Origin of the sequence: Bifidobacterium sp. UTBIF-68 (assembly GCF_006408855.1) — a bacterium.
In the GTDB taxonomy this organism is placed as follows: domain Bacteria; phylum Actinomycetota; class Actinomycetes; order Actinomycetales; family Bifidobacteriaceae; genus Bifidobacterium; species Bifidobacterium reuteri.
The window spans coordinates 40,833-62,535 of record NZ_JFAN01000018.1; the positions used below are offsets into that span (position 1 = coordinate 40,833).

Here is a 21,703-nt window from a genome sequence, read left to right on the forward strand (position 1 = left end):
GCTGCCGCCTCTTGTTCTGCTTCCTTCGCTCTCACTCAGTCACCTACGGTGAGGCGAAGCGGACTGAGGGGAGTCTATTCGCAGTCACCTTGAGCATATCAAAAAGTTGTTCTGATGGTGCTGGAAATTGTGCTGGAGTGAACCGTACTGTAAGCCATAAAAACCACTGAAATCCCAGTAATATCAACGATTATTGGCTACTGCGGCACTGTGGTTGGCAAACAACGCTGTGTTTAAATAAAAACCAGAAACCGAGGAATGCTGAACGGACAGGACGACTCGGTGGCATATCGCACGAACGACAGAAGGACATCATCATGGCAAACCTTGACCCCGAGCTCGCGGCAGTCGCCGACCTGTTCCAGCTGGAAGGCGAGGTCGAAAGCATCGAACCGTACGGCGACGGTCATATCAACGTCACCTATCTGCTGGTCACGAACCAGCGTCGGTACATCCTGCAGAAGATGAACACGAGTATCTTCCCGGACACCAAGGGACTCATGCGCAACATCGAACTGGTCACCGCGTTCCTGCGCGAGCGCGGCCAGGAGACGCTCGACATCGTCCCCACCAAGGAGGGCGGCACCTATGCGATTCACGATTCCGGCGCCTGGCGGGTGTACGACTTCATCGAAAACACTACTTCCTACAGCCTCGTGCCGAATGCGGACGTGTTCCGCGAATCCGGGCGCGCGTTCGGCGAGTTCCAGCAGACACTCGCCGAGTTCGACGCTTCGCAGCTGACCGAGCCGATCGCCCACTTCCATGACACCCCGCATCGTTTCGAGGATTTCAAGGCCGCGCTCGCCGAGGACAAGCTCGGCCGCGCCGCCACATGCCAGTCGGAGATCGACTTCTTCCTTGCGCATGAGAGCCAGTACGCCACGGTGACGGACGGTCTCGCGGACGGCTCCATCCCGCTGCGCGTGACCCACAACGACACCAAGCTCAACAACATCCTCATGGACGCCGAAACCGGCAAAGCGCGCGCGATCATCGACCTCGACACCATCATGCCGGGCTCCATGCTCTACGACTTCGGCGACTCCATCCGCTTCGGTGCCTCCACCGCGCTCGAGGACGAGAAGGACCTCGACAAGGTGCACTTCAGCACCGAATACTTCCGCGCCTACGCCGAAGGCTTCGTCGGTGCCGTGCGCGCAAGCGTCACCCCGCGCGAGGGCGAGCTGTTCGCGTTCGCCGGCAACCTGATGACCATGGAATGCGGCATGCGCTTCCTCGCCGACTACCTGGCCGGCGACATCTACTTCGCCACCAAGTACGCCGAGCACAATCTGGTGCGCGCCCGCACGCAGATCAAGCTCGTGCAGGAGATGGAGGCCAAGGCCGGCGAAATCCAGGCCATCGTAGCCGACGTGCTGGAAGGCGGTGCCCGCTGATGACCGCCGAACACACAGCCCCCGCCGCCGTGGATACTACGGCTGCCGCGTCCGCTGCTGCCGTTGCCACGTCTGCTACCGTCACTGCCGCTGCCGCTGCCGCGGACGGGCGGTCCGCGCTCGCCGCCGTCTACCGTTCGATTGACGCGCTGGTCGCGTTCGCCGAGCGGAACCTCGGCCTCGACCCGCGCGACGCCGACTGGACACGTAACAACATCTTCGCCCTCTTCGGCCTTGACTCATACCAGGCTACTTCCTCTCCGGCCCCCTCTGATGTCTCCGGTGGTGATGCGGCCCCCTCTGATGAGGTGATCGGTGATGCTGCTTCCTCTTCGGCCCCCTCTGATGAGGGGGCTGTCGGCGAAGCCGACTGGGGGAGAGAAGCTGCGAGAGAAGCCGGAAGAGAAGCCGCGAGCGAAGCCTCAACAGAATCCTCAAAAGAAGCCGAAAGCGAAGCCTTCGCCTACCCGGACGCACTAATCGCCGACTTCCGCGCCGCCGCCGTCTCCGCCGGCCTGTTCGCCGACGACGAGGGCCCGGTCTACGCGGACATCATCATGGGACTGCTGTCCGGCACGCCGTCGTCCATCGAAGACAGTTTCGAGGAGACCGAAAGCACGGACGGCGGCATGGCGGCGATGCACTGGTTCTACCGCTACTGCGTGGCCAACAACTACGTCAAGAAAGCCGTGCTCGACAAGAACCCGCGCTTCGACTCGCACGGGCTGGTCGTCACCATAAACCTCGCCAAGCCCGAATTCAAGAACATGAAGAAGGCCGCGGCCGGCAACGCGGTGTCCGGTGGATACCCGAAGTGCACGATCTGCCATGAGAACGAAGGCTTCGCGGGCCGTAACAAGCGCACGCTGCGCACCATGCCGATGACTCTCGGCGGCGAACAGTGGTTCTGGCAGTTCTCCCCGTACGGTTACTTCCACCAGCATGGCATCTGCGTGAACATGGAGCATACACCGATGCATGTGGACCGTGAGACGTTCGGCCATCTGCTCGACTTCGTCGACCGCTTCCCCGGCTACTTCCTCGGTTGCAACGCCGCGCTGCCGCGCATCGGCGGCTCGGTGCTCGCCCACGACCACTATCAGGGCGGTGGCGAAGTGCTGCCGATGCTCAAGGCGCCCGCCTGGGCCACGTTCACGGTGGCCGATTATCCGGACACCGTGGTCGAGATTCTCGACTGGCCCGGCACAGCAGTGCGCGTAGTCTCCAAGAGCCGCGACTCGATTATCGAGGTCAGCGACCGGATCCGCCTTGCCTGGCAGCAGTACGATGATGCGGATGCGAACATCGCCAGCCATGACGCCGACGGCAACCGCCAGTCCGCCGTCTCGCCGAGCGCCATCATCACCGACCGCGGCTATGAGATGAGCCTCATCTTCCGCAACAACGCGGTCAGCGAGGAGTATCCGGAAGGCATCTTCCACGCGCACCCCGAATTCTGGCCGATCAAGCAGGAGCCGGTGGGCCTGATCGAGGCGCAGGGCCTGTTCATCCTGCCCGGACGATTGGTGACGCAGCTCGGTGTGCTTGAGGGCGCGCTCGCAGCCGGCGAGCCGCTGCCGGAATCGATGAGCGAGTTCGCGCTGGTCTGGGATGAACTGACCGCCGCGCTGGACGGCAATCGCGACCGCGAGGCCATCACAGCGGCCGTGCACGACGAGCTCGGCAGCGTCTGCGAGCGCATCCTCGGCAACACCGCCGTGTTCAAGACCAAGCCGCAGACCCAGCGATTCCTGGAGAACCTCGGCTTCACCCAGCAGGACTGAGTTGCAACGCGGCAGCCGCCATACAATGACACACGACACCAATAGGGGAGCGAACCATATGACATCATTCAATGTCCGCACGCTTGACGCCGCATCCGGCCGCGCGATCATCAGCGATTACGCTGCACACGTGCTGAGCTGGGTGCCGACCGGCGGTCAGGAGGTGATCTGGACTCCGTCCACGCTGCGCTTCGAGGAGGGGCAGCATCTGGGCGGCGGCGTGCCGATCTGCTTCCCGTGGTTTGGTCCCGGCTTCACGCACGGCCATCAGACGGCGAAAAACCCGATTCACGGGTTCGCGCGCGCCCGGAATTGGCGGTTTGATGAGCAATCCTTCACCGGCGACCATGCGCGCTTCATCCTCGATGCCGCGCAATTGCAGCCAGGGGATGCGCCGTGGCTGGATGACGAGCCCGCCTCCGATTTCCGTGCGGTGTATGACGTGACGCTGGGCGGTGGCAGTGCGGTGGCGGAGCCTCAAACTGCCGCATCTGGAGTGCATGTACCGCCTGAATCGGCCAACGGTTCGCCGGTTATCGTGTCTGTGCCGTCCCGGTCATTGCCGTCTCAATCACTGCCGTCCCAGTCGCTCACGATGGCCCTGACCGTCACCAACACCGGCGACGAGCCGATGACTTTCGAAGCCGCGCTGCATTCGTACCTGCACGTCGGCGACCTTGATGGCGCGCGCCTCTCCGGCCTTGAGGGCGCCACGTATCTTGACGCCACTGAGTCGGGGTTCCCGCCGAAGACCCAGGACACTTCGGAAGTGGCGTTCGGCGACTTCGAAGTCAATCGCGTCTATTATTCGGATGCCTCGTTGGAGCTGCACGACGATGTGCTGGGCCGCACCATCCACATCGCCAAGTCCGGCTCCCCGCAGACCGTGGTGTGGAACCCCGGCAAGGCGGGCGGAGAGACGATGTCCGACACTCGTCCGGATGCCGCGGAATGGCGCGGTTTCGCAGCCGTCGAGGCTGCCGTCTGCCGCGACAAGGCCGTCATCCTCGCCCCCGGCGCCTCCCACACGCTCTCCCAGACCCTGACCGTGGCGTGAGCGGCGACGCTACCTTTCGGTCGCAGTCATCAACAGCGTTGCGGCATGCTCTCGTTGGTGTGAGACCGGATCGGCCTTTCATATCCTTTTTAATCCTTTTCTATCTTTGTATATCTTTTTCTAAGCTTTCATATCTCGGGAATGGGGCGTGTGCCGGTAGATAGTGCCGGTAGATAGGTGCAGCGTCTGTGAAATGCGGTTTTCTGCCTCATCGAACCGTCAATGAGGCAGAAAGCGGTGGTCTGGCGGACATCTGTGTCGTTGGCCAAGTGTCGTTCGCCAAGTTATGTTCGACGATGACACCTGCCTCTTCCTGCTCCGACGAATGTGATGAATGCGATGAATAATGGGAAGTATGACCGGTGATATCTGCGACTTCGCGTTGTGCGAGCGCTATTTCGGCATCACGGCCGATTTGTATGAGCCGGCGGTGAGGCTGCTCGCATGGCTGCACGAGGATCAGGTCGGCCGGGAGTCGCTCAGCGGTATCGCCGAGCTTGTGCTGCGCAGGAAGAATGTTTCTGCCGCCGCCGCGCTGGTCGAACGATTGCGTTCCCATGTGGCTGTCTTCTACCCGGTGCGTCCGGAGGGCTCGAATGTGACGCTGGCGGCGGTGATGGTGGATCTGTTGCCGTCCTCCGTTGCTTCGATGCGGTCAGCCGGTGTGCCGGACGACATCGTCCGGGCCACGCTGCGCGATTTCGCGATATGGGCCGACGTGCATCGTGAGAAAACCGGGCGTCCGGGCATCAGCGAAACCGAATGGAACCTGCTCTCGCTCACTGGCAATATCCTGCGCATCGGACGGTTGCAGTACGAGTCGACTGTTTTTCTTGAGCCGTATTACGTGTGCCGGGATACGCGCGACGGTGGTCTGGTCATTCTGGCCGCCGACGGCGTGCGCGTCTCGGTGGCGGGGCTGCCGCTGGCCGCGGGCGACGATTCCCGCGCCTTTGTCACCCGTCTGCGATTTGACGATGGTGTAATCGCCGGTAATCCCATTGATACCGAACGCGGGGTGATCCGCCGGGAGACAGCCAGTCTGCGGACCGACGACCATGATCTGCTGTTGGCACCCGGTATGCCCGCAACCAATATCCATATCCCCGCTGACGGGCCGCTGACACCCGAGCTTGTGGACTACTCCATCGCCCAAGCCAAGCCGCTGCTCGACAAACTCGGCCGCCTCACCCCGGTCGGCGTCTGCGAAAGCTGGCTGCTCGACCCGGCGCTGGACCAGATTGCGCGCTCGGACAGTAACATCTGCAGGTTCATGCATCGGTTCGCCAAATTCCCCAATGCCACGCCCGGCTCGGCCATCGTTGAACGTGTGTGCGGATGGGGTACGAATGCGTTCCGCCCGAAAAGCTGCCCGAGCGCACCGGCTTGCAACGCGGACTCAAGCGATACCTGCTCGCCGGCGGTACCGTCCGCGATGTCGGCGGCGTCCTCGTCTGGTGACGGCTCGTCTGCTCAGCGTTCCGATGCGATCCTGCTGTGGGCTGCTGTGCGGCGCCGTTGCGTGGCGCTGTGTCGTGTGGGGCTGCTGCGTGGCGCCGTGCGAGCTGCCGTGTGGCGCCGCGTGAGCCGTTAGGGTCCGCTGTGAATCATCGTGTGGGCCGCCATGGAACCTCCTTGAACCATCGTGAGCCGCTGGGTAGCTGTGCCGTGTGGGCCGCTGGGGCGCGGTGCCGTATGGACTGCCGTGAGTTGCCGCGTGAAACACTGTGTGAAATGCCGTGCGAAACGCCGTGCCGTATGGGACGTGGGGACCGCCGCTTGAGCCACTGCATGGGTCGCCGTGTCGTGTGGGCCGTTGTATGAGCCGCTGTGAACTGCCGCGAGCCGCCTCGTTGCTGGAGTTGTCGTCCAATTGAGCGTTTATCAGCCCTCTTACTGCCCGAATGCATGAGCCGATGATGCTGTTCGGGCCGGTTCGGGTTGGTTTGGGGCGGACCGGCCCGATCCTAGGTTGGTATCTAGTTCGAGCGGATAGCTTATGCATGTCTTGGGGCATGGTTGACGCCGATTTTGGGTGGGTTCGGGTTGGTTTCGGGTCGGTCTGTGCTGCTTTGGACTGCTTTCCAGAATAGTTCGGACCGTATGTTCGCGTCCTGACGAACATGGCGCGAACATACAGCCTGTTTCGGGTCTTTAATCAGCTGTAAGTTCGCGGTGCTCTCGCTAGGACGCGAACATACAGCCTGTATTGGGCTTCTGACCGGTTGTAAGTTCGCGGTGCTCTCGTCGAGCCGCGAACTTACAACCGGTTGGCGGCTGGCACCCGGCTAGCCGGTGCGTGTTTGGGTGTCTGTGTTGGGTTTCGCGTGTTTGGGCGTGCCCGGTGTGTGTCTAGTGCCGAGGGCTTGGGTATTCCCGGGGACATATTTGCGTGTGCGGGACGTTCGCTGGGTGCAGCGGGCTTGCGTCTGCCGGGTATGTGTTGGGCGGGTATGTGTTGGGCGGGTGTGCGTATGTACCGGGCAGGTGTGCGCCGGGCACCGCAGGCTTGCTCTCCGATGCCCATGGAATCGCGCGTCTATGCAGTCGCGCTTGGAGGGGTGCAGGATATGACAAGAGCCCCGCTCGTATGAACGGGGCTCTGCTGCTGCCTAGCAGGGATTATCGCCAGGGGCTATCAGCTCACTGACCCTGCCAGGGCTTCTGCCCGGCGTTGTCAGAGGCGTTGTCGGTGCCGGCGTTGGTATTGCTGGGCGATGCCTCACTCGGCGCCGCCGCCGGCTGCTGCCAAGCGGGGGCTGCGGCATTGGCATCGCTGCCGTACGCGGGTGCTGTCGGTGCTGTCGGTGCTGTCGGAGTCGCCGAAGCTACCGGAGTGGTTGGGGTCGCGGGAGTCGCGGCCGCGCCCGGTTCGCCATAGACGGGTGTCTGCGCCGCCGGGGCGCCGTATTCCGGATATGCGGACGTCTGCGGAGTTCCGTAGGAAGCGTCCGTGGTCGGCGCTGCGGGAGCGTATCCGGTGGGCGCGTAACCATTGGGGTCGCTGGACGCGTAACCATTGGGCGCGTAACCGTTGGGATCAGTGGGCGCGTAGCCATTGGGTGTTGCCGCGGCAGGATTCTTGTCGAAGCGCGCGCCTTCCGGCTTGCTGGCCTGCGCCATGAATACGATGTACACGATGCCAGGGGCGGCGAGCAGCAATACGCCGACCACTATCAGGCCAATGCTGCCGGCTGCGATAGCGCCGTAGCCCTCACTGTAGGTGCCGCCATACTGCATGCCGCCGAGGCCGCCGAAGAACGCGCCTGCGCCGCCGGCGATAATCAGACCGATGCCGGCGACGAATGCGCCGTAGAATCCGGCGAGCCACCAGCCGGACCTGTTGGTGTCGTGCAGGCGTCGGACTGCCAGTGCGAGATTCGGCACCAGTGTGCCGATGCTCCAGATGCTTTCGAGGAACTCGAGCTTGCCGTCGGTGACATCAGTCAGCGTGCCCAGTACGAAGTTGATGCCAAGGAACGCCAGCATGAACCACCAGAATTCGCTGCGGGATGCCCGCCCGGTGAATACGGCGTACTTCTTCCAGTAGCGCAGGAACGCCTCCGGGAAGGGGCAGCCATAGTAGGGCTGGTCCAGCGGCACTGTGGCGGCTTGCGCAGACGCGGGATAGACCGAGGGTTGCTGCGGGGCGGTATACGGGTTGCCGTTGTACTGGTTGTTGCCATACTGGTTGGCGTACGGATTCGCGTTGTACGGGTCGGCAGCGTTGGTGGAGTTGGCGGTGCCGGTGTCATACGGGTTCGCGCCGTATGGGTTGCCGGACTGCTGGTCATACTGGGGCTGGGGCTGCTGGGGCTGGCCGTATTGCGGGGTGCCGTACTGGGGCTGTGACTGAGGCTGGTCGGCTTGCCCGTATGCGGCGGCTTGGTTGGCGGCCGGCTGGGGCTCCGTTTGACCGTACTGCCCATACTGGCCGTATTGCGGAGCGGCATACTGTGATGAATCGGTCTGCCCGTACTGCGACTGGGTGCTGAAGGCCGGCTGCTGCTGGGGGTCGAACGGGTTCGCGGCGTTCTGTGGCGCGGCTTGGCCGTATGCCGGCTGCTGGGGCTGCTCGGTCTGCCCGTACTGCGGTGCTCCGTACTGCGGCTGGCTGGTCTGCGGGGTCGCCTGACCGTAACCGTATTGCGGGGTTCCGTATTGCGGTTGCGTGGACTGCTCGTACTGGTTGGCGGCGTTCTGCGGCTGTGTGTACTGGCCGTACTGCGGCGCCTCATATTGCGGCTGAGCGGTCTGGCCATAAGCCGGCTGTTGGGGTTGTTGGGGCTGTTGCGGCTCGAACGGAGTAGCCGCGTTCTGTGGCTGGGCGGGTTGCTCGGCCTGACCGGCGGGAGCGAGCGGAGTGGCATAATCGTTATGCCCATACTGCGGCATTGCGGCATTGTCGTTGGGTGTGCGGTGTGCTTGCGAATCTGTGCTTGCGTTGCCGGGCGTTGGCGCTTGCGGCAGCGGCACATTGCTGGGATCGGTCATTGATTCCCCTTTCATCAAGGACTGTATTCGTCCATCTCTATTCTTCCAGCTTTTCATGGAAAACCAAGCAATGTAGGGGAATGTTGTCTGAATATTGGTCTGAATACTGTTCTGATGCGTTCTTTCATGAGTGCTGGATGCTGTAGATGCTGTGGTCCTGGTTTCCGTTGCTTCGGGCGGGAGGTTCGTCGCAAGCCCTTTTCCTCAGGCCCACGGCCGACGGCAGAGAACAGATGCGCACTTATCGAGCCCGCTACATATGGGCTGGGCGCGCCACCTGTTGGGGTGGCGACGCTGGAGCGGTCGCTGGGTGGGCTATCGGCCTGTTTGGGCTTCGTTTTCGCGATTGCGTTGAGGCGGGGCGTACGTGGAGATGTATTCCGAGATTTTCGTTGTGGTTCGTATTGCTTGCATTCCCACGGCCCCGCTGAGGGAGGCGCACGCGGGGTGCATTGTTATCAAATTGATATGTATGCTTGTTGAGCGATTTTGTTCATTTGTGTTACGGTGATTGCAGTTATTCAATATGCGCGCGGCTGCGGTGACGGAGCCGGGAAGCAATTGACGCTTCTGACGCATGGCAGTAAGGGGAACATGATGAACAACGACTACAAGAATGCGAACGGTGCCGTCGCTGATTTCCACGAAACGCGCGAAGATGAATCCCAGGATTGGGCTGCGCTGTTCAACGGCCTCGCCTGCTGAGCGACATATCTCAGCGGGGCGGTTTGTTGGCTGGGCCGATGTTTTGCTCCGTTGAATGGCGGTGGCAGGGGTGTTTCCTCGGTCTGGCCGAGGTTTTGCTTCGTTGGGGAACTGTCAGTGGGGCGGTTCGGCGGCTGACCAGTGGTTTTGCCTCGCTGACGGGCGGTGAGCGGGGTATTCCGTCGGTCTGTTCGAGGTTTTGCCTCGCTGGGGAGCTGTCAGTGGGGCGGTTTGTTGGCTTGATCGAGATTCTGCCCCGTTGAGTGGCTGTGACCGGGGTATTTTGTTGGCTTGGTCGAGGTTTTGCTTCGTTGAGTGGCGGTGGCCGGGGTGTTCCTTCGGCTGGGTCGAGATTCTGCCCCGTTGGGGAGCTCTCAGCGGGGTGTTTCCTCGGTCTGGCTGAGGTTTTGCTCCGTTGAATGGCGGTGACCGGGGTATTCCGTCGGCTTGGTTGTGGTTTTGCCTCGCTGGGGAGCTGTCAGTGGGGCGGTTCGGCGGCTGGCCAGTGGTTTTGCCTCGCTGACAGCCGGCTCAGCGAGATTCTGCCCAAGGGCAGTCCTAAAGTAGTGGACTATGACTGATGCTGAAAACACCAAACCTGAACTCCCCGCGAACGTCCGTGTTCGCTTCTGCCCGTCGCCCACCGGCACCCCGCACGTCGGCATGGTGCGCACCGCCCTGTTCAACTGGGCCGAGGCCCGCGCCACAGGCGGCAAGCTGATTTTCCGTATCGAGGACACCGACGCCGCACGCGACTCCGAGGAAAGCTACAACCAGATCCTCGAAGCCCTGCGCTGGCTGGGCATCGACTGGGATGAGGGCATCGACGTGGGCGGCCCCCACGGCCCGTACCGCCAGTCCGAGCGCACCGACATCTACAAGGACGTCGCCGCCAAGCTGCTCGAGGCCGGCTACGCCTACGAGTCCTTCTCCACCCCGGAGGAGATCAAGGAGCGCAACCTCGCCGCCGGCCGTCCGGCCGAGTTCGGCTACGACGGCTACGACCGCGACCTCACCGAGGAGCAGAAGGCCGCCTTCCGCGCCGAGGGTCGCAAGCCCGCTCTGCGCATCCGCATGCCTGACGAGGACATCGCTTTTGACGACCTCATCCGCGGCCGCATCGAATTCAAGGCCGGCTCCGTGCCGGATTACGTGATCGTGCGCCCGAACGGCGACGCCCTGTACACGCTCACCAACCCGGTGGACGACGCGATGATGGACATCAACGTCGTGCTGCGCGGCGAGGACCTTCTGAGCTCCACCCCGCGTCAGATCGTGCTCTACCGCTACCTCGAGGCGCTGGGCATCGCCAAGACCACCCCGCTGTTCGGCCACATGCCGTACGTGATGGGCCAGGGCAACAAGAAGCTCTCCAAGCGCGACCCGGAGTCCAACCTGTTCAACCACCGCGACGCCGGCTTTATCCGCGAGGGCCTGCTCAACTACCTGGCCCTGCTCGGCTGGTCCATCGCGCCCGACCGCGACGTGTTCTCGATGGACGAGATGATCGCCAAGTTCGACGTGCGCGACGTCAAGGCCAATCCGGCCCGCTTCGACATCGACAAGGCCATCTCCATCAACGCCGAGCACATCCGCATGCTCGACCCGGCTGACTTCCTGCGTCGCGCCACCCCGTACCTCAAACGCGACGGCGTCGTTTCCGCCGACAACTGGGATGACTTGACCGCCCGCGAACAGGAGATTCTGACCGCCGCCGCGCCGCTCGTGCAGCCGCGCGTTCGCCTGCTGGGCGAGGTCGCCGGCATGGTCGGCTCCTTGCTGTCCACCGAGGAATACCTCGAACCCGCCGACGACGCCCGCAAGCAGCTCAAGGATTCCGCTGGCGAGGTGCTGGACAAGGCCATCGAGGCGCTCGAGGCCGTGCCTGAGGCTGATTGGAAGACCGACACCCTGCACGAGACGCTGAATAAGGCGCTGGTTGAGGATGGCGGCTACAAGCCGCGTCTGGCATTCGGCCCGGTGCGCGTGGCCATGTCCGGCCGCCGCGTGAGCCCGCCGCTGTTCGAGTCGATGGAGATCGTCGGCAAGGCGATTTCCGTGGCCCGCCTGAAGGGCCTGCGCGCGCACCTGTGAGTCCGGCATTTTGAATAGCTCCCCTTGTCAGGGGAGCTGGCAGTGAAGCTGACTGAGGGGTAGTCAAAGGCGGGCATCTGTTCACACTGATGCCCGCCTTTCGCGTACTCAGAGCGGTACCAGTGTCGCCCATGCCGTTATCGCCGCTCAACGTATCGGCTACATTCATTCATGAGGTTGATGTGTCATTCATTAGGTAGGTGCCTTGCCAGTAGATGCCTTGCCGCGCCGATCATTGAAATGGCGGGTTTCCGTGGTGTCGGCTTGACCATCACGGCTTGAGCATCACGGCTTGAGCATCACGGCTTGAGCATCACCTGTCAAATGAATGACAAACAACCTAATGAACGCAGTGGATGGCCTCGGGGCTGGATTGCAGCCGCCTTATCGACGCTGCGTCCTATCTCCTCCCTTAGCCATGCGTGGAAATCGGACATAATGTCATGCCATGTTCTCGTCAGGACATGTCCCAACGTATATGGGCCCATTGCTGCCTGTTACGCATTCACAAGGCTTGGGATATCGTTGATGGTGAGCAGACGCCCGAAGCTGGTATCGAGACTTTGTCCTCCTCCGTAGACGACGATGCGTTGGTCATTGCTAAGTACCATGACATCGGCCATGGTGCTGATTGTGGCGAAGGCGTGGGGGTCGTAGGTACTTGATGCCTTGACTTCGATGGCGTATTGAATCGCTCCGCCCTTTTCGATGATGAAATCGATTTCCTTTTTACTGTAATCACGCCAGTAGTACAGTCTGGGACGGCGGCCGACGGCATAATACTGTTTGATGATCTCACTGGCCACGGCATTTTCAAATAGATTGCCGCGTTGTTGGCTGAAGCGCAGGTCGTCCGCAGACTCCATTGCCAGAAGATTCGCCGCAAGACCCGTGTCGTAGAAATACAGTTTTGGGCTTTTGACGAGGCGCTTTCCATAATTCTTGTAATACGGATAAAGCCGGAATGCGATAAAGCTTGTCTCCAGCACGGAAAGCCACTCCTCAACGGTCTTCCCATCGATTCCGCAGTTACGTGCCAGGTCGGCGTTATTGACTATTTCTCCACAGCGCAGCGCGCATTGCACCAGGAATCTGCGGAATTCGCTGAGTTTGCGGACTCCGAGCTCTTCGCGAATATCACGTTCCACGTAGGTGCCGATGTAGTTCGGAAAGAAGTCGTTGGGGTCGATTGATGATGCGAACATGCGAGGATATCCTCCTTTCCACACCCAGTCGTATACAGTAGGCAGATTGATGTTGGCGTTCGCCATTTCGGAGTGGGAAAGTGGCAGTAAATACGTGACTGCAACTCGCCCCGCAAGGGATTGCGTGATGTTCTTCATAAGAAGGAAGTTCTGCGACCCAGTCAGGACGAATTGCCCCGGTTCATCGCGATCGTCTACTATGCCTTGGAGATAGGAAAACAGGTCGGGCACACGTTGTGCCTCGTCAAAGATTACGTGATTGTTGTACCGCTCAAGAAAGGCCTTGGTGTCTGTCCGCGCGAATTCTCGGACCGAAGGATTCTCCAACGTGACGTATTCGTAGTCGGGGAACAGGTGTTGCGACAACGTTGTTTTGCCGCTTTGACGCGAGCCGGTGATGGTAAGGATGGGGAATTTGGAGTTCAGTTCCCTGATTTTGTCTGATATCGCGCGTGGGATCACGATTGGCCTACCTCGCTATTCCGTGATTTCGATAAGTCTAGTCCGTAATTTTAATATGCCTATTCCATATTTTACTGGTTACTATTCCATATTGTACGGTTCTATGTGCCGCGCCTGTGCTCAAGTGATGATGCTCGCTGAAAGTGATATGTAGTTTGCGCCGGATGGTGGCGGAATGACGGACGGCCGATTGCTGAAGGGGAAGATTGACAAGACGGTTTGTGTGCGCATGGAATATGAAGCAGATTCATAAAACGTTGGAATTCCGCGCGACACGCCGTGATTTGCGTTGAGTTGGATACTCGCGTATATTAATCACCTGTTGCGCGGTTCACCGAGCAGCCGGTTGAAAAACTGAATATGCCCCCATCGTCTAGCGGTCTAGGACTACGCCCTCTCACGGCGCCAACACCGGTTCAAATCCGGTTGGGGGTACGACGGACAACTCCATGAGTTGCTACGCCAAGCCAAATTGGGGTGTGGTGTAATTGGCAACACAGCTGATTCTGGTTCAGCCATTCTTGGTTCGAGTCCAGGCACCCCAGCCAATGACCCTCGCGGAATGCGAGGGTTTTTGTTTTTCGGAGTAAGCAAAGTAATGCGGTTTTTATCCGCGTGCAGGCGTGCTTCGTTGCTTCCGCTGCGGCCGGCACAGGTGGGTGCAGATGCGCATGGCATTGTGTATCAAGCTGACGTCCTTGTCGAACAAGCATTGAAACCAAACAGCATGGAATGTGCCGTCCGTGTGCCACACCGGTGCAATACAGGCTGTTTTGTGCTGGTGTGGTACGCGGGCGTGCCGCACCAGCACAATCAATCGCAGTATGCGCCAGCGTGGCAGGACGGCGAATCGCAAAACCGCGGAAATCCGCCACTATGGGGAATCGTGAATATGCGACGCGTGCCACGCCTGCGCGATACGAGCGATATTGCAGTGGCGTGGCACGCGACGAGCGTCCGCACCGCATCCTGCATGTCCTCGGCGAGGCGAAACGGCCGCTATGTGCCCTGATGGCTTCGCTCAGCGCCATGCAGCGAAGTCATCAGGACGTCAACCGGCCAGCTGCCTTCACTGAGAACACCCCGCGAAGCGAAACGGTCATCACATGCCCAGCCGACTTCACTTCTTTCTCGTACCAACTTACGAGACCACGTTGCCGCTTTTCGGTGTCCCGCCCAGCTCAAAGCCATTCGGCAGGGTTAAGGGTCAGCAGCGCAGCAAAACCTCGGTCCAGCCGATTAATCGCCCCGATTATCGCCATTCAGCGGGGCGGAACCTCGGTTGGGCCGTGGAGGTGCCCCGGTCACTGCTTGTCAGCGGGGCAATATCCCGGTCGGGTGGGAGGAATGCTTCGGTCGCCGCCTCTCAGCGGGGCGGAACCTAGGGTCAGCCGACAAGTTGCCGTGCTGACAGCTTCTTAGCAGGGCAATATCTCGGTTGGGTGGGAGGAATGCCCCAGTCACCACCTCTCAGCGGGGCAATATCTCGGGTCGGCCGACAAATCGCCCCGCTGGCGACTCCTCAGCGGGGCGGAACCTCGGTTCAACGGAGAAAACGCCCTGCTGACGGCTCCTCAGCGGGGCGGAACCTCGGTTCAGTGGTGAAGTTGCCTCGCTGACGGTCTCTCAGCGGGGCAATATCTCGGTTGGGTGGGAGGAATGCCCCAGTCACCACCTCTCAGCGGGGCAATATCTCGGGTCGGTCGGCAAGTCGCCCCGGTCGTCGCTCTTCAGTGAAGCAGAACATCGGCTACACCGGGGGAATGTCGCGCCTACACCGGCGTAGCGGGGCGGAACCTCGGTTCAACGGAGAAAACGCCGTGCTGACAGCTCCTCAGCGGGGCAGAACCTCGGTTGGGCCGTGGAGGTGCCCCGGTCACTGCTTGTCAGCGGGGCAATATCCCGGTCGGGTGGGAGGAATGCTTCGGTCGCCGCCTCTCAGCGGGGCGGAACCTAGGGTCAACCGACAGGTTGCCCTGCTGACGGCTTCTCAGCGGGGCAATATCTCGGGTCAGTCGGCAAGCCGATCCGATTGCCGCCGTTCAGTGGGGCGGAACCTAGGGTCAACCGACAGGTTGCCCTGCTGACGGCTTGTCAGCGGGGCAATATCTCGGTCGGGTGGGAGGAATGCTTCGGTCATGGCTTTTCAGCGCAGCAAAACCTCGGGTCGGTCGACAAGTCGCCACGGTCGCCGCCTGTCAGTGGCGCAAAGCTTCGGTCTAATGGCGAGGATGCTTCGTTGAGTAGGCTTGTGCAACCTGGCGCACACGACCCGGCGCACACAACTGGGAACCGCCTCAGATTGCGCTTGGAGAATTCTTCTTGTAAAGTATCTTCACGTAATTACAGATGCTTTATTTTTCAATGATGATGGCACCTGTTCCACCTCGATGAAGAGATCAAGGAAAATATAGTTAATGAAAAAGACGATATCAGTGGCGCTGGCGACAGCGCTAGCCCTGACGTGTATGGGCAGTGGAGGGACGGCGTTCGCCTCACCTCTCACTGATGCCGACATACAATCCTTGGCGAGCCAGATCCAGAAGATCAACGACGATGCTTCCACCCAGACTCCCGCAGTCCAGAATGATTCCGCAGCCGATTCCTCGGCCGATGCCGCGACAGATGCCGTGGAAGGCTGGACCATCGACGCCAACATAGCCAAGGGCGGAGAGATCCTGGCGATGGAGGACGGCTGGCTGCACTTCAAGTCCACTGCGGCGCACGGCAATGCGGCGGCGAACCCGAGCGCAGCCAATGACTGGCCTGCCGTGGCCATCTGGGGCACGGACTACGACTTCTCCAAGGCCGGTTCCTTCCACGCCACCATCAAGTCTCCGCAGGAAGGCTCGGCAAATCGATTCGGCTTCTATCTGGGATACAACGATCCCGGCAGCGGTCTGTTCATCGGTTATGACGCCCAAGGTTGGTTCTGGCAGACCTACACCGGCGGCGGCGAAGGCGACTGGTACAGCGGAGGCCGCATCGCCGCGCCCAGTGCCAACGACGAGCACGACGTCGTCGTCTCCTGGACCGACGCCAAAGTAGCCACGCTGACCGTCGACGGCCAGAAGGCATTCGACGTTGACTATTCCAAGATGACGAACCTCTCGAACAAACTCGCCATCAAGGCCGGCTCCTGGAAGTTGTTGAACCAGGTGACCGATGTGTATATCAAGGATTTCCCCGAAGTCACTGAAGCCGCCAAGTATGCGGTCTCCGGCAAGGTCGTCGACGCCGAGGGTGCCGCAATCGCCGGCGCAGCAGTGCGTCTGGGCGACGCCAAGGCGAAGACCGGTGAGGACGGCGGCTTCAGCTTCGCCGACGTCGAAGCCGGCGAATACACGCTGTCCGTCGCCAAAGACGGCTACGAGGACGTCTCACAGCAGGTGACCGTCTCCGACGCCGATCTGGCCATCGATCCGATCGTCCTCACCAAGTCTGCGGCGGTCAAGACCGAAACGCTCAAGACCAAGAAGATGGAAGTCCAGGTCAAGCAGAACTTCCCGGCCGTGCTGCAGTACACCATGGCCGATGGCAAGGTGATGTACGGCCAGACCAAGGATGTGCGCACCGTCCAGATCAACGGCACCAACATCGAACTGGCCGATGATGACGTGACCTTCAAGAAGGTCAGCGCCACCGAAGCCACATACACGCTGAAGGTCAAGGACGAAGCCAAGAAGATCGACGCGGTGATCACCGTCGAGATCAAGGTCGAGAAGAACCAGCTGCATCTCAACGTCACCAAAATCAAGAACAATCTGTCCGACGGCATCCCCGAAGGCAACGGTGTGGAGAAGAACGCCATCGAGACGCTCGCTTTCCCGAACCAGAGCCTGGTCTCCGTGCGCGCCAATCAGGACAGCGCCCAGTTCACCGGTACCACGATGTCGTCCAGCACGACAAAGCCCGGTGATGAGAACTTCGTCATCACCGACGACACCAGCTACACCGACCGCGACTACACGTACGGTTTCGTCTCCGGTGCCGGCCTGAGCGCCGGCCTGTGGTCGAATTCCGAGCATGACGGTCGCGCCGCATACGCCGGCGTCCGTGGCGGCAGCCAGAACACGCGCGTCTACGCCACCACCCAGCAGACGGGTGAGACCACGTCCTTCGGTCTGGCCAGCGCTCCGTGGTACTACCACCGCACGGTCACCGATTCCAAGGGCAAGAAGTATACGGTGGCCGAAACCGCCATGCCGCAGATGTCCGTCGCCATCGCAGGCGATGAGAACGAGGACGGTGTGGTCAACTGGCAGGATGGCGCGATCGCTTATCGCGACATCATGAACAATCCGTACAAGTCCGAGGAAGTGCCTGAGCTGGTGGCATGGCGCATCGCCATGAACTTCGGCTCCCAGGCGCAGAACCCGTTCCTCACCACGCTTGACAACGTCAAGAAGGTGGCGCTCAACACGGACGGCCTCGGCCAATCCGTGCTGCTCAAGGGCTACGGCAACGAAGGCCACGACTCCGGCCATCCGGATTACGGCGACATCGGGCAGCGTATCGGCGGCGCCGAGGACATGAACACGCTGATGACCGAAGGTGCCGAATACGGCGCCCGCTTCGGCATCCATGTCAACGCCTCCGAAATGTATCCGGAAGCCAAGGCCTTCAGCGAGGACATGGTCCGCCGCAACGCGGCAGGCGGTCTGAGCTACGGCTGGAACTGGCTCGATCAGGGCATCGGCATCGACGGCATCTACGATCTGGCCTCCGGCTCCCGCCTCAGCCGTTTCGCGGAGCTGAAGGACGAAGTCGGCGACAACATGGACTTCATCTATCTCGACGTGTGGGGCAACCTGACCTCCTCCAGCTCGGAGGATTCGTGGGAGACCCGCAAGATGAGCAAGATGATCAACGACAACGGCTGGCGCATGACCACCGAATGGGGCTCCGGCAACGAGTACGATTCGACCTTCCAGCACTGGGCGGCCGATCTGACTTACGGCGGCAAGGACCTCAAGGGCGAGAACTCCGAAGTGATGCGCTTCCTGCGCAACCACCAGAAGGACAGCTGGGTCGGCGATTACCCGAGCTACGGAGGCGCGGCCAACGCCCCGCTGCTCGGCGGATACAACATGAAGGACTTCGAGGGCTGGCAGGGCCGCAACGACTATGCCGCCTACATCGAGAACCTGTTCACCCATGACGTGTCCACCAAGTTCATCCAGCACTTCAAGGTGACCCGCTGGGTCAACAACCCGCTGCTCACCTCGGGCAACGGCAACGCCAACGCGGTGACCGACCCGAATACGAACAACGGCAACGAGCAGATCACGCTCAAGGACTCCAACGGCAACGTCGTGGTCCTCTCCCGTGGCTCCAACGACGCCTCCAGCGCCGCCTACCGCCAGCGCACCATCACTCTCAACGGCAAGGTCGTGGCCTCCGGCGAAGTCTCTGCCGGCGACGGCTCCGCCACCGGCGACGAGTCGTACCTGCTGCCGTGGGTGTGGGATTCCTCCACCGGCGAGGTCGTCAAGTCCAGCGACGAGAAGCTCTACCACTGGAATACCAAGGGCGGCACCACCACTTGGACGCTGCCCGACAGCTGGAAGAACCTCTCCAGCGTGAAGGTGTACCAGCTCACCGACCAGGGCAAGACCAACGAGCAGACCGTCGCCGTCTCCGGCGGCCAGGTGACGCTCACCGCCGACGCCGAGACCCCGTACGTGGTGTACCAGGGCGAGGCCAAGCAGATCACGGTCAACTGGAGCGAGGGCATGCATGTGGTGGACGCCGGCTTCAACGGCGGCTCCGACACGCTCAAGTCCAACTGGACCGTCACCGGCATCGGAAAGGCCGAAGTCGAGGGCGAGAACAACGCCATGCTGCGCCTGAGCGGCAAGGTCAGCGTCGCCCAGCGTCTGACCGACCTCAAGGCCGGCCAGAAGTACGCCCTGTACGTCGGCGTCGACAACCGCAGTACCGGCGAAGCCTCGGTCACGGTGACCAGCGGCGGCAAGGTGCTCGCCACCAACGCCACCGGCAAGTCCATCGCCAAGAACTACATCAAGGCATACGGACACAACACGAACAGCAACACGGAAGACGGCTCCAGCTACTTCCAGAACATGTACGTGTTCTTCACCGCGCCTGAGAACGGCGACGCCACAGTAACCCTCTCCCGCAACAGCACCGACGAGGCGCACACGTACTTCGATGATGTGCGTATCGTGGAGAACGACTACTCCGGCATCACCTATGACGAGGACGGTGGCCTCAAGTCCCTCACCAACGGTTTCGAGAAGAACGCCCAGGGCATCTGGCCGTTCGTGGTCTCCGGATCCGAAGGCGTGGAAGACAACCGCGTCCACCTCTCCGAGCTGCATGCCCCGTACACGCAGGCCGGATGGGACGTCAAGAAGATGGACGACGTGCTCGACGGCACGTGGTCGGTGAAGATCAATGGTCTGTCCCAAAAGGGCACCCTCGTCTACCAGACGATCCCGCAGAACGTGCAGTTCGAGCCGGGTGCGAAGTACAAGGTGTCGTTCGACTACCAGTCCGGTTCCGATGACATCTACGCCATCGCGGTCGGCCAGGGTGAGTATTCGGCGAGTAACGTCAAGCTGACCAACCTGAAGAAGGCGCTCGGCGAGACCGGCAAGGCCGAATTCGAGCTGACCGGAGGCGTCAACGGCGACTCCTGGTTCGGCATCTACTCCACCTCCACCGCTCCGGACACCCAGAGCACCACCGGCAACGCCGCGAACTTCGGCGGATACAAGGACTTCGTGCTCGACAACCTCAAGATCGAGCGCGTGGCATCCGAAACCCGCACCAAGGCCGAAGCCAGCGACAAGCTCAAGGAAATCCAAGGCAAGTTCGACGGCAAGCAGTCCGAGGTCAGCGAAGCCGCATGGCAGACCTACCAGAACGCGCTGGTCAAGGCCCGCGTGCTCATCAACAAGGACGGCGCCACCGCCGACGACTTCACCAAGGCCTATGACCTGCTGGTCGCGCTCGCCGAATACATGGAAACCGCTCCCGGCAACGAGAGCAGCGACAAGTATGACGTGGCGATGGACGGTTCAGACCAGCTCGGCGGCTATGACGTGGAAGTCGGCAGCGCGCAGAGCAACTACGGCGACTACGAAGGCCCGAAGGAGTTCGCCCAGGACGGTTCCGCCAGCACCTACTGGCATACCAACTGGAGCGAGAACGCCGTCGGAAACGGCACGGCCTGGTACCAGTTCAACCTCAACGAGCCGACCACCATCAACGGTCTGCGGTACCTTCCGCGACCGGGTGGGGCGACTGTCAACGGCAAGATTTTGGGATACAGGATCCTGCTGACGCTGGCCGATGGCTCCACCAAGGAGGTCACCGGTGAGTTCACCTATGACACCGCTTGGCAGAAGGCCAGCTTCGACGCTGTGGACGACGTGGTCAGCGTACGCCTGATTGCACTCAGCTCCACAGGTTCCGGCGCCAATCAGGTCAACACATTCGCGTCCGCTTCCGAGCTGCGCCTCACCACCAACCGAGAGGTGGCGCCGGAGGAGACCGTGGTGGACAAGTCCGACCTCAAGGATGCGCTGGCTCAGGCCAATGCACTCAAGGAGTCCGACTACACGGCCGTAACATGGTCCGCCCTGATCAAGGCTCGCGACGCCGCCCAGACCGTGGCGGATGACGACAAGGCCTCCGCCTATGACGTGGCCCTCGCCACCGCGAACCTTGGAACCGCGATTGCTGGTCTCGAGCAGAAGGGCGAGGAACCTGGCCCCGGCCCGGTCGTGGTGGACAAGACGGACCTGCAGAACACCGTGAACAAGGCGGAATCCTTGAAGGAGTCCGACTACACGGCCGAAAGCTGGAAGGTCTTCGCGGCGGCGATGGGTTCAGCCAAGCAGGTGCTTGCCAATGAGCAGGCCACGCAGGGCGAGGTCAACACCGCGCTGGCTGATCTGCAGGATGCCATCGCCGGCCTCAAGGGCTCCATGCCTGACCCGGGCCCCGAGCCCGAGCCCGAGCCTGGCGCGGTGGACAAGACCACGTTGAACGCGACCATCAACAAGGCCGCCGCCATCAATCTGGCCCTGTACACCGATGACTCCGCGAACGCGGTGCGCGCGGCCCTGAAGAAGGCCCGTGCTGTCGCCGACGACGCGGACGCCACCCAGAAGCAGGTCGATGAGGCTCGCACGGCGCTGGAGAAGGCAATCGCCGCTCTGGTCAAGCGCGGCAATGCCTCCGACAAGGGTGATGGCAACATCTCCGATACCGGTGCCAACGTGGCGATGGTCGCCCTGGCCGGACTGCTGTTGGCCGGTGCCGGTGCGACCCTGGCCTACTGCCGCAGGCGCGGCCGGATCTGAGGCTGAAGCGCTGAACGTACGTCAGCGTACGTTCAGCGCGGCTTTACCCCACTTCTTCTCACCAAACGTACACTGACGGACGCTCAGCGTACGTTTGGTGAGAAAAGTACCGGTAGAACCTCATCAAACGTACACTGACCGCAACTCAGCGTACGTTTGGTGAGAT

8 protein-coding genes, 2 tRNA genes and 1 pseudogene are annotated in these 21,703 nt (G+C 61.4%); 9 read left to right on the top strand and 2 right to left on the bottom strand.

The window, feature by feature from the left end:
* Positions 1–317 precede the first annotated feature (317 nt).
* The 5 genes and pseudogenes from BW14_RS06165 to BW14_RS12530 all read left to right on the top strand — a co-directional run bounded on the left by BW14_RS06165 (position 318) and on the right by BW14_RS12530 (position 5,702).
* Positions 318–1,400, top strand: coding sequence for a phosphotransferase enzyme family protein (locus BW14_RS06165; protein WP_140489630.1), 1,083 nt, complete (start codon positions 318–320; stop codon positions 1,398–1,400).
* The gene (locus tag BW14_RS06170; RefSeq protein WP_258186061.1) at positions 1,400–3,184 is read left to right on the top strand and encodes a UDP-glucose--hexose-1-phosphate uridylyltransferase; all 1,785 of its coding nucleotides are present in this window, start codon (positions 1,400–1,402) and stop codon (positions 3,182–3,184) included. Before BW14_RS06165 ends, BW14_RS06170 begins: the two co-directional genes overlap by 1 nt.
* 58 nt (positions 3,185–3,242) lie before the next feature.
* A complete protein-coding gene (locus BW14_RS12255) occupies positions 3,243–4,241 on the top strand; it encodes a D-hexose-6-phosphate mutarotase (RefSeq protein WP_258186062.1) in 999 nt (332 codons plus the stop codon).
* A gap of 355 nt (positions 4,242–4,596) precedes the next feature.
* Positions 4,597–5,577, top strand: a pseudogene (locus BW14_RS06185) (acyltransferase domain-containing protein); the annotation flags it as partial.
* A 2-nt stretch (positions 5,578–5,579) separates the two neighbouring features.
* The gene (locus BW14_RS12530; protein ID WP_375138434.1) at positions 5,580–5,702 is read left to right on the top strand and encodes a hypothetical protein; all 123 of its coding nucleotides are present in this window, start codon (positions 5,580–5,582) and stop codon (positions 5,700–5,702) included.
* 1,182 nt (positions 5,703–6,884) lie between these two features.
* Here BW14_RS12530 and BW14_RS06190 read toward each other — a convergent pair.
* Positions 6,885–8,735 carry a DUF805 domain-containing protein gene (locus BW14_RS06190; protein ID WP_140489634.1) on the bottom strand — a complete coding sequence of 617 codons (1,851 nt, stop codon included), beginning with the start codon at positions 8,733–8,735 and terminating at the stop codon, positions 6,885–6,887.
* A 1,278-nt stretch (positions 8,736–10,013) separates the two neighbouring features.
* Between BW14_RS06190 and gltX the strand changes: the two genes are divergently transcribed.
* Entirely contained in the window at positions 10,014–11,534 is a 1,521-nt protein-coding gene (gene gltX / locus BW14_RS06195) for a glutamate--tRNA ligase (protein WP_140463771.1), read from the top strand.
* A gap of 497 nt (positions 11,535–12,031) precedes the next feature.
* Here the strand turns inward: gltX and BW14_RS06200 are convergent, their stop codons facing one another.
* A complete protein-coding gene (locus BW14_RS06200; RefSeq protein WP_258186063.1) occupies positions 12,032–13,201 on the bottom strand; it encodes an ATP-binding protein in 1,170 nt (389 codons plus the stop codon).
* Positions 13,202–13,563: 362 nt separating this feature from the next.
* Between BW14_RS06200 and BW14_RS06205 the strand changes: the two genes are divergently transcribed.
* From BW14_RS06205 to BW14_RS06215, 3 genes are all read left to right on the top strand, one after another.
* Positions 13,564–13,636 (top strand) — tRNA-Glu (locus BW14_RS06205).
* A gap of 38 nt (positions 13,637–13,674) precedes the next feature.
* Positions 13,675–13,749: transfer RNA gene (locus tag BW14_RS06210), tRNA-Gln, on the top strand.
* A 1,869-nt stretch (positions 13,750–15,618) separates the two neighbouring features.
* Entirely contained in the window at positions 15,619–21,537 is a 5,919-nt protein-coding gene (locus tag BW14_RS06215; protein ID WP_140489638.1) for an endo-alpha-N-acetylgalactosaminidase family protein, read from the top strand.
* Positions 21,538–21,703: the final 166 nt, after the last annotated feature.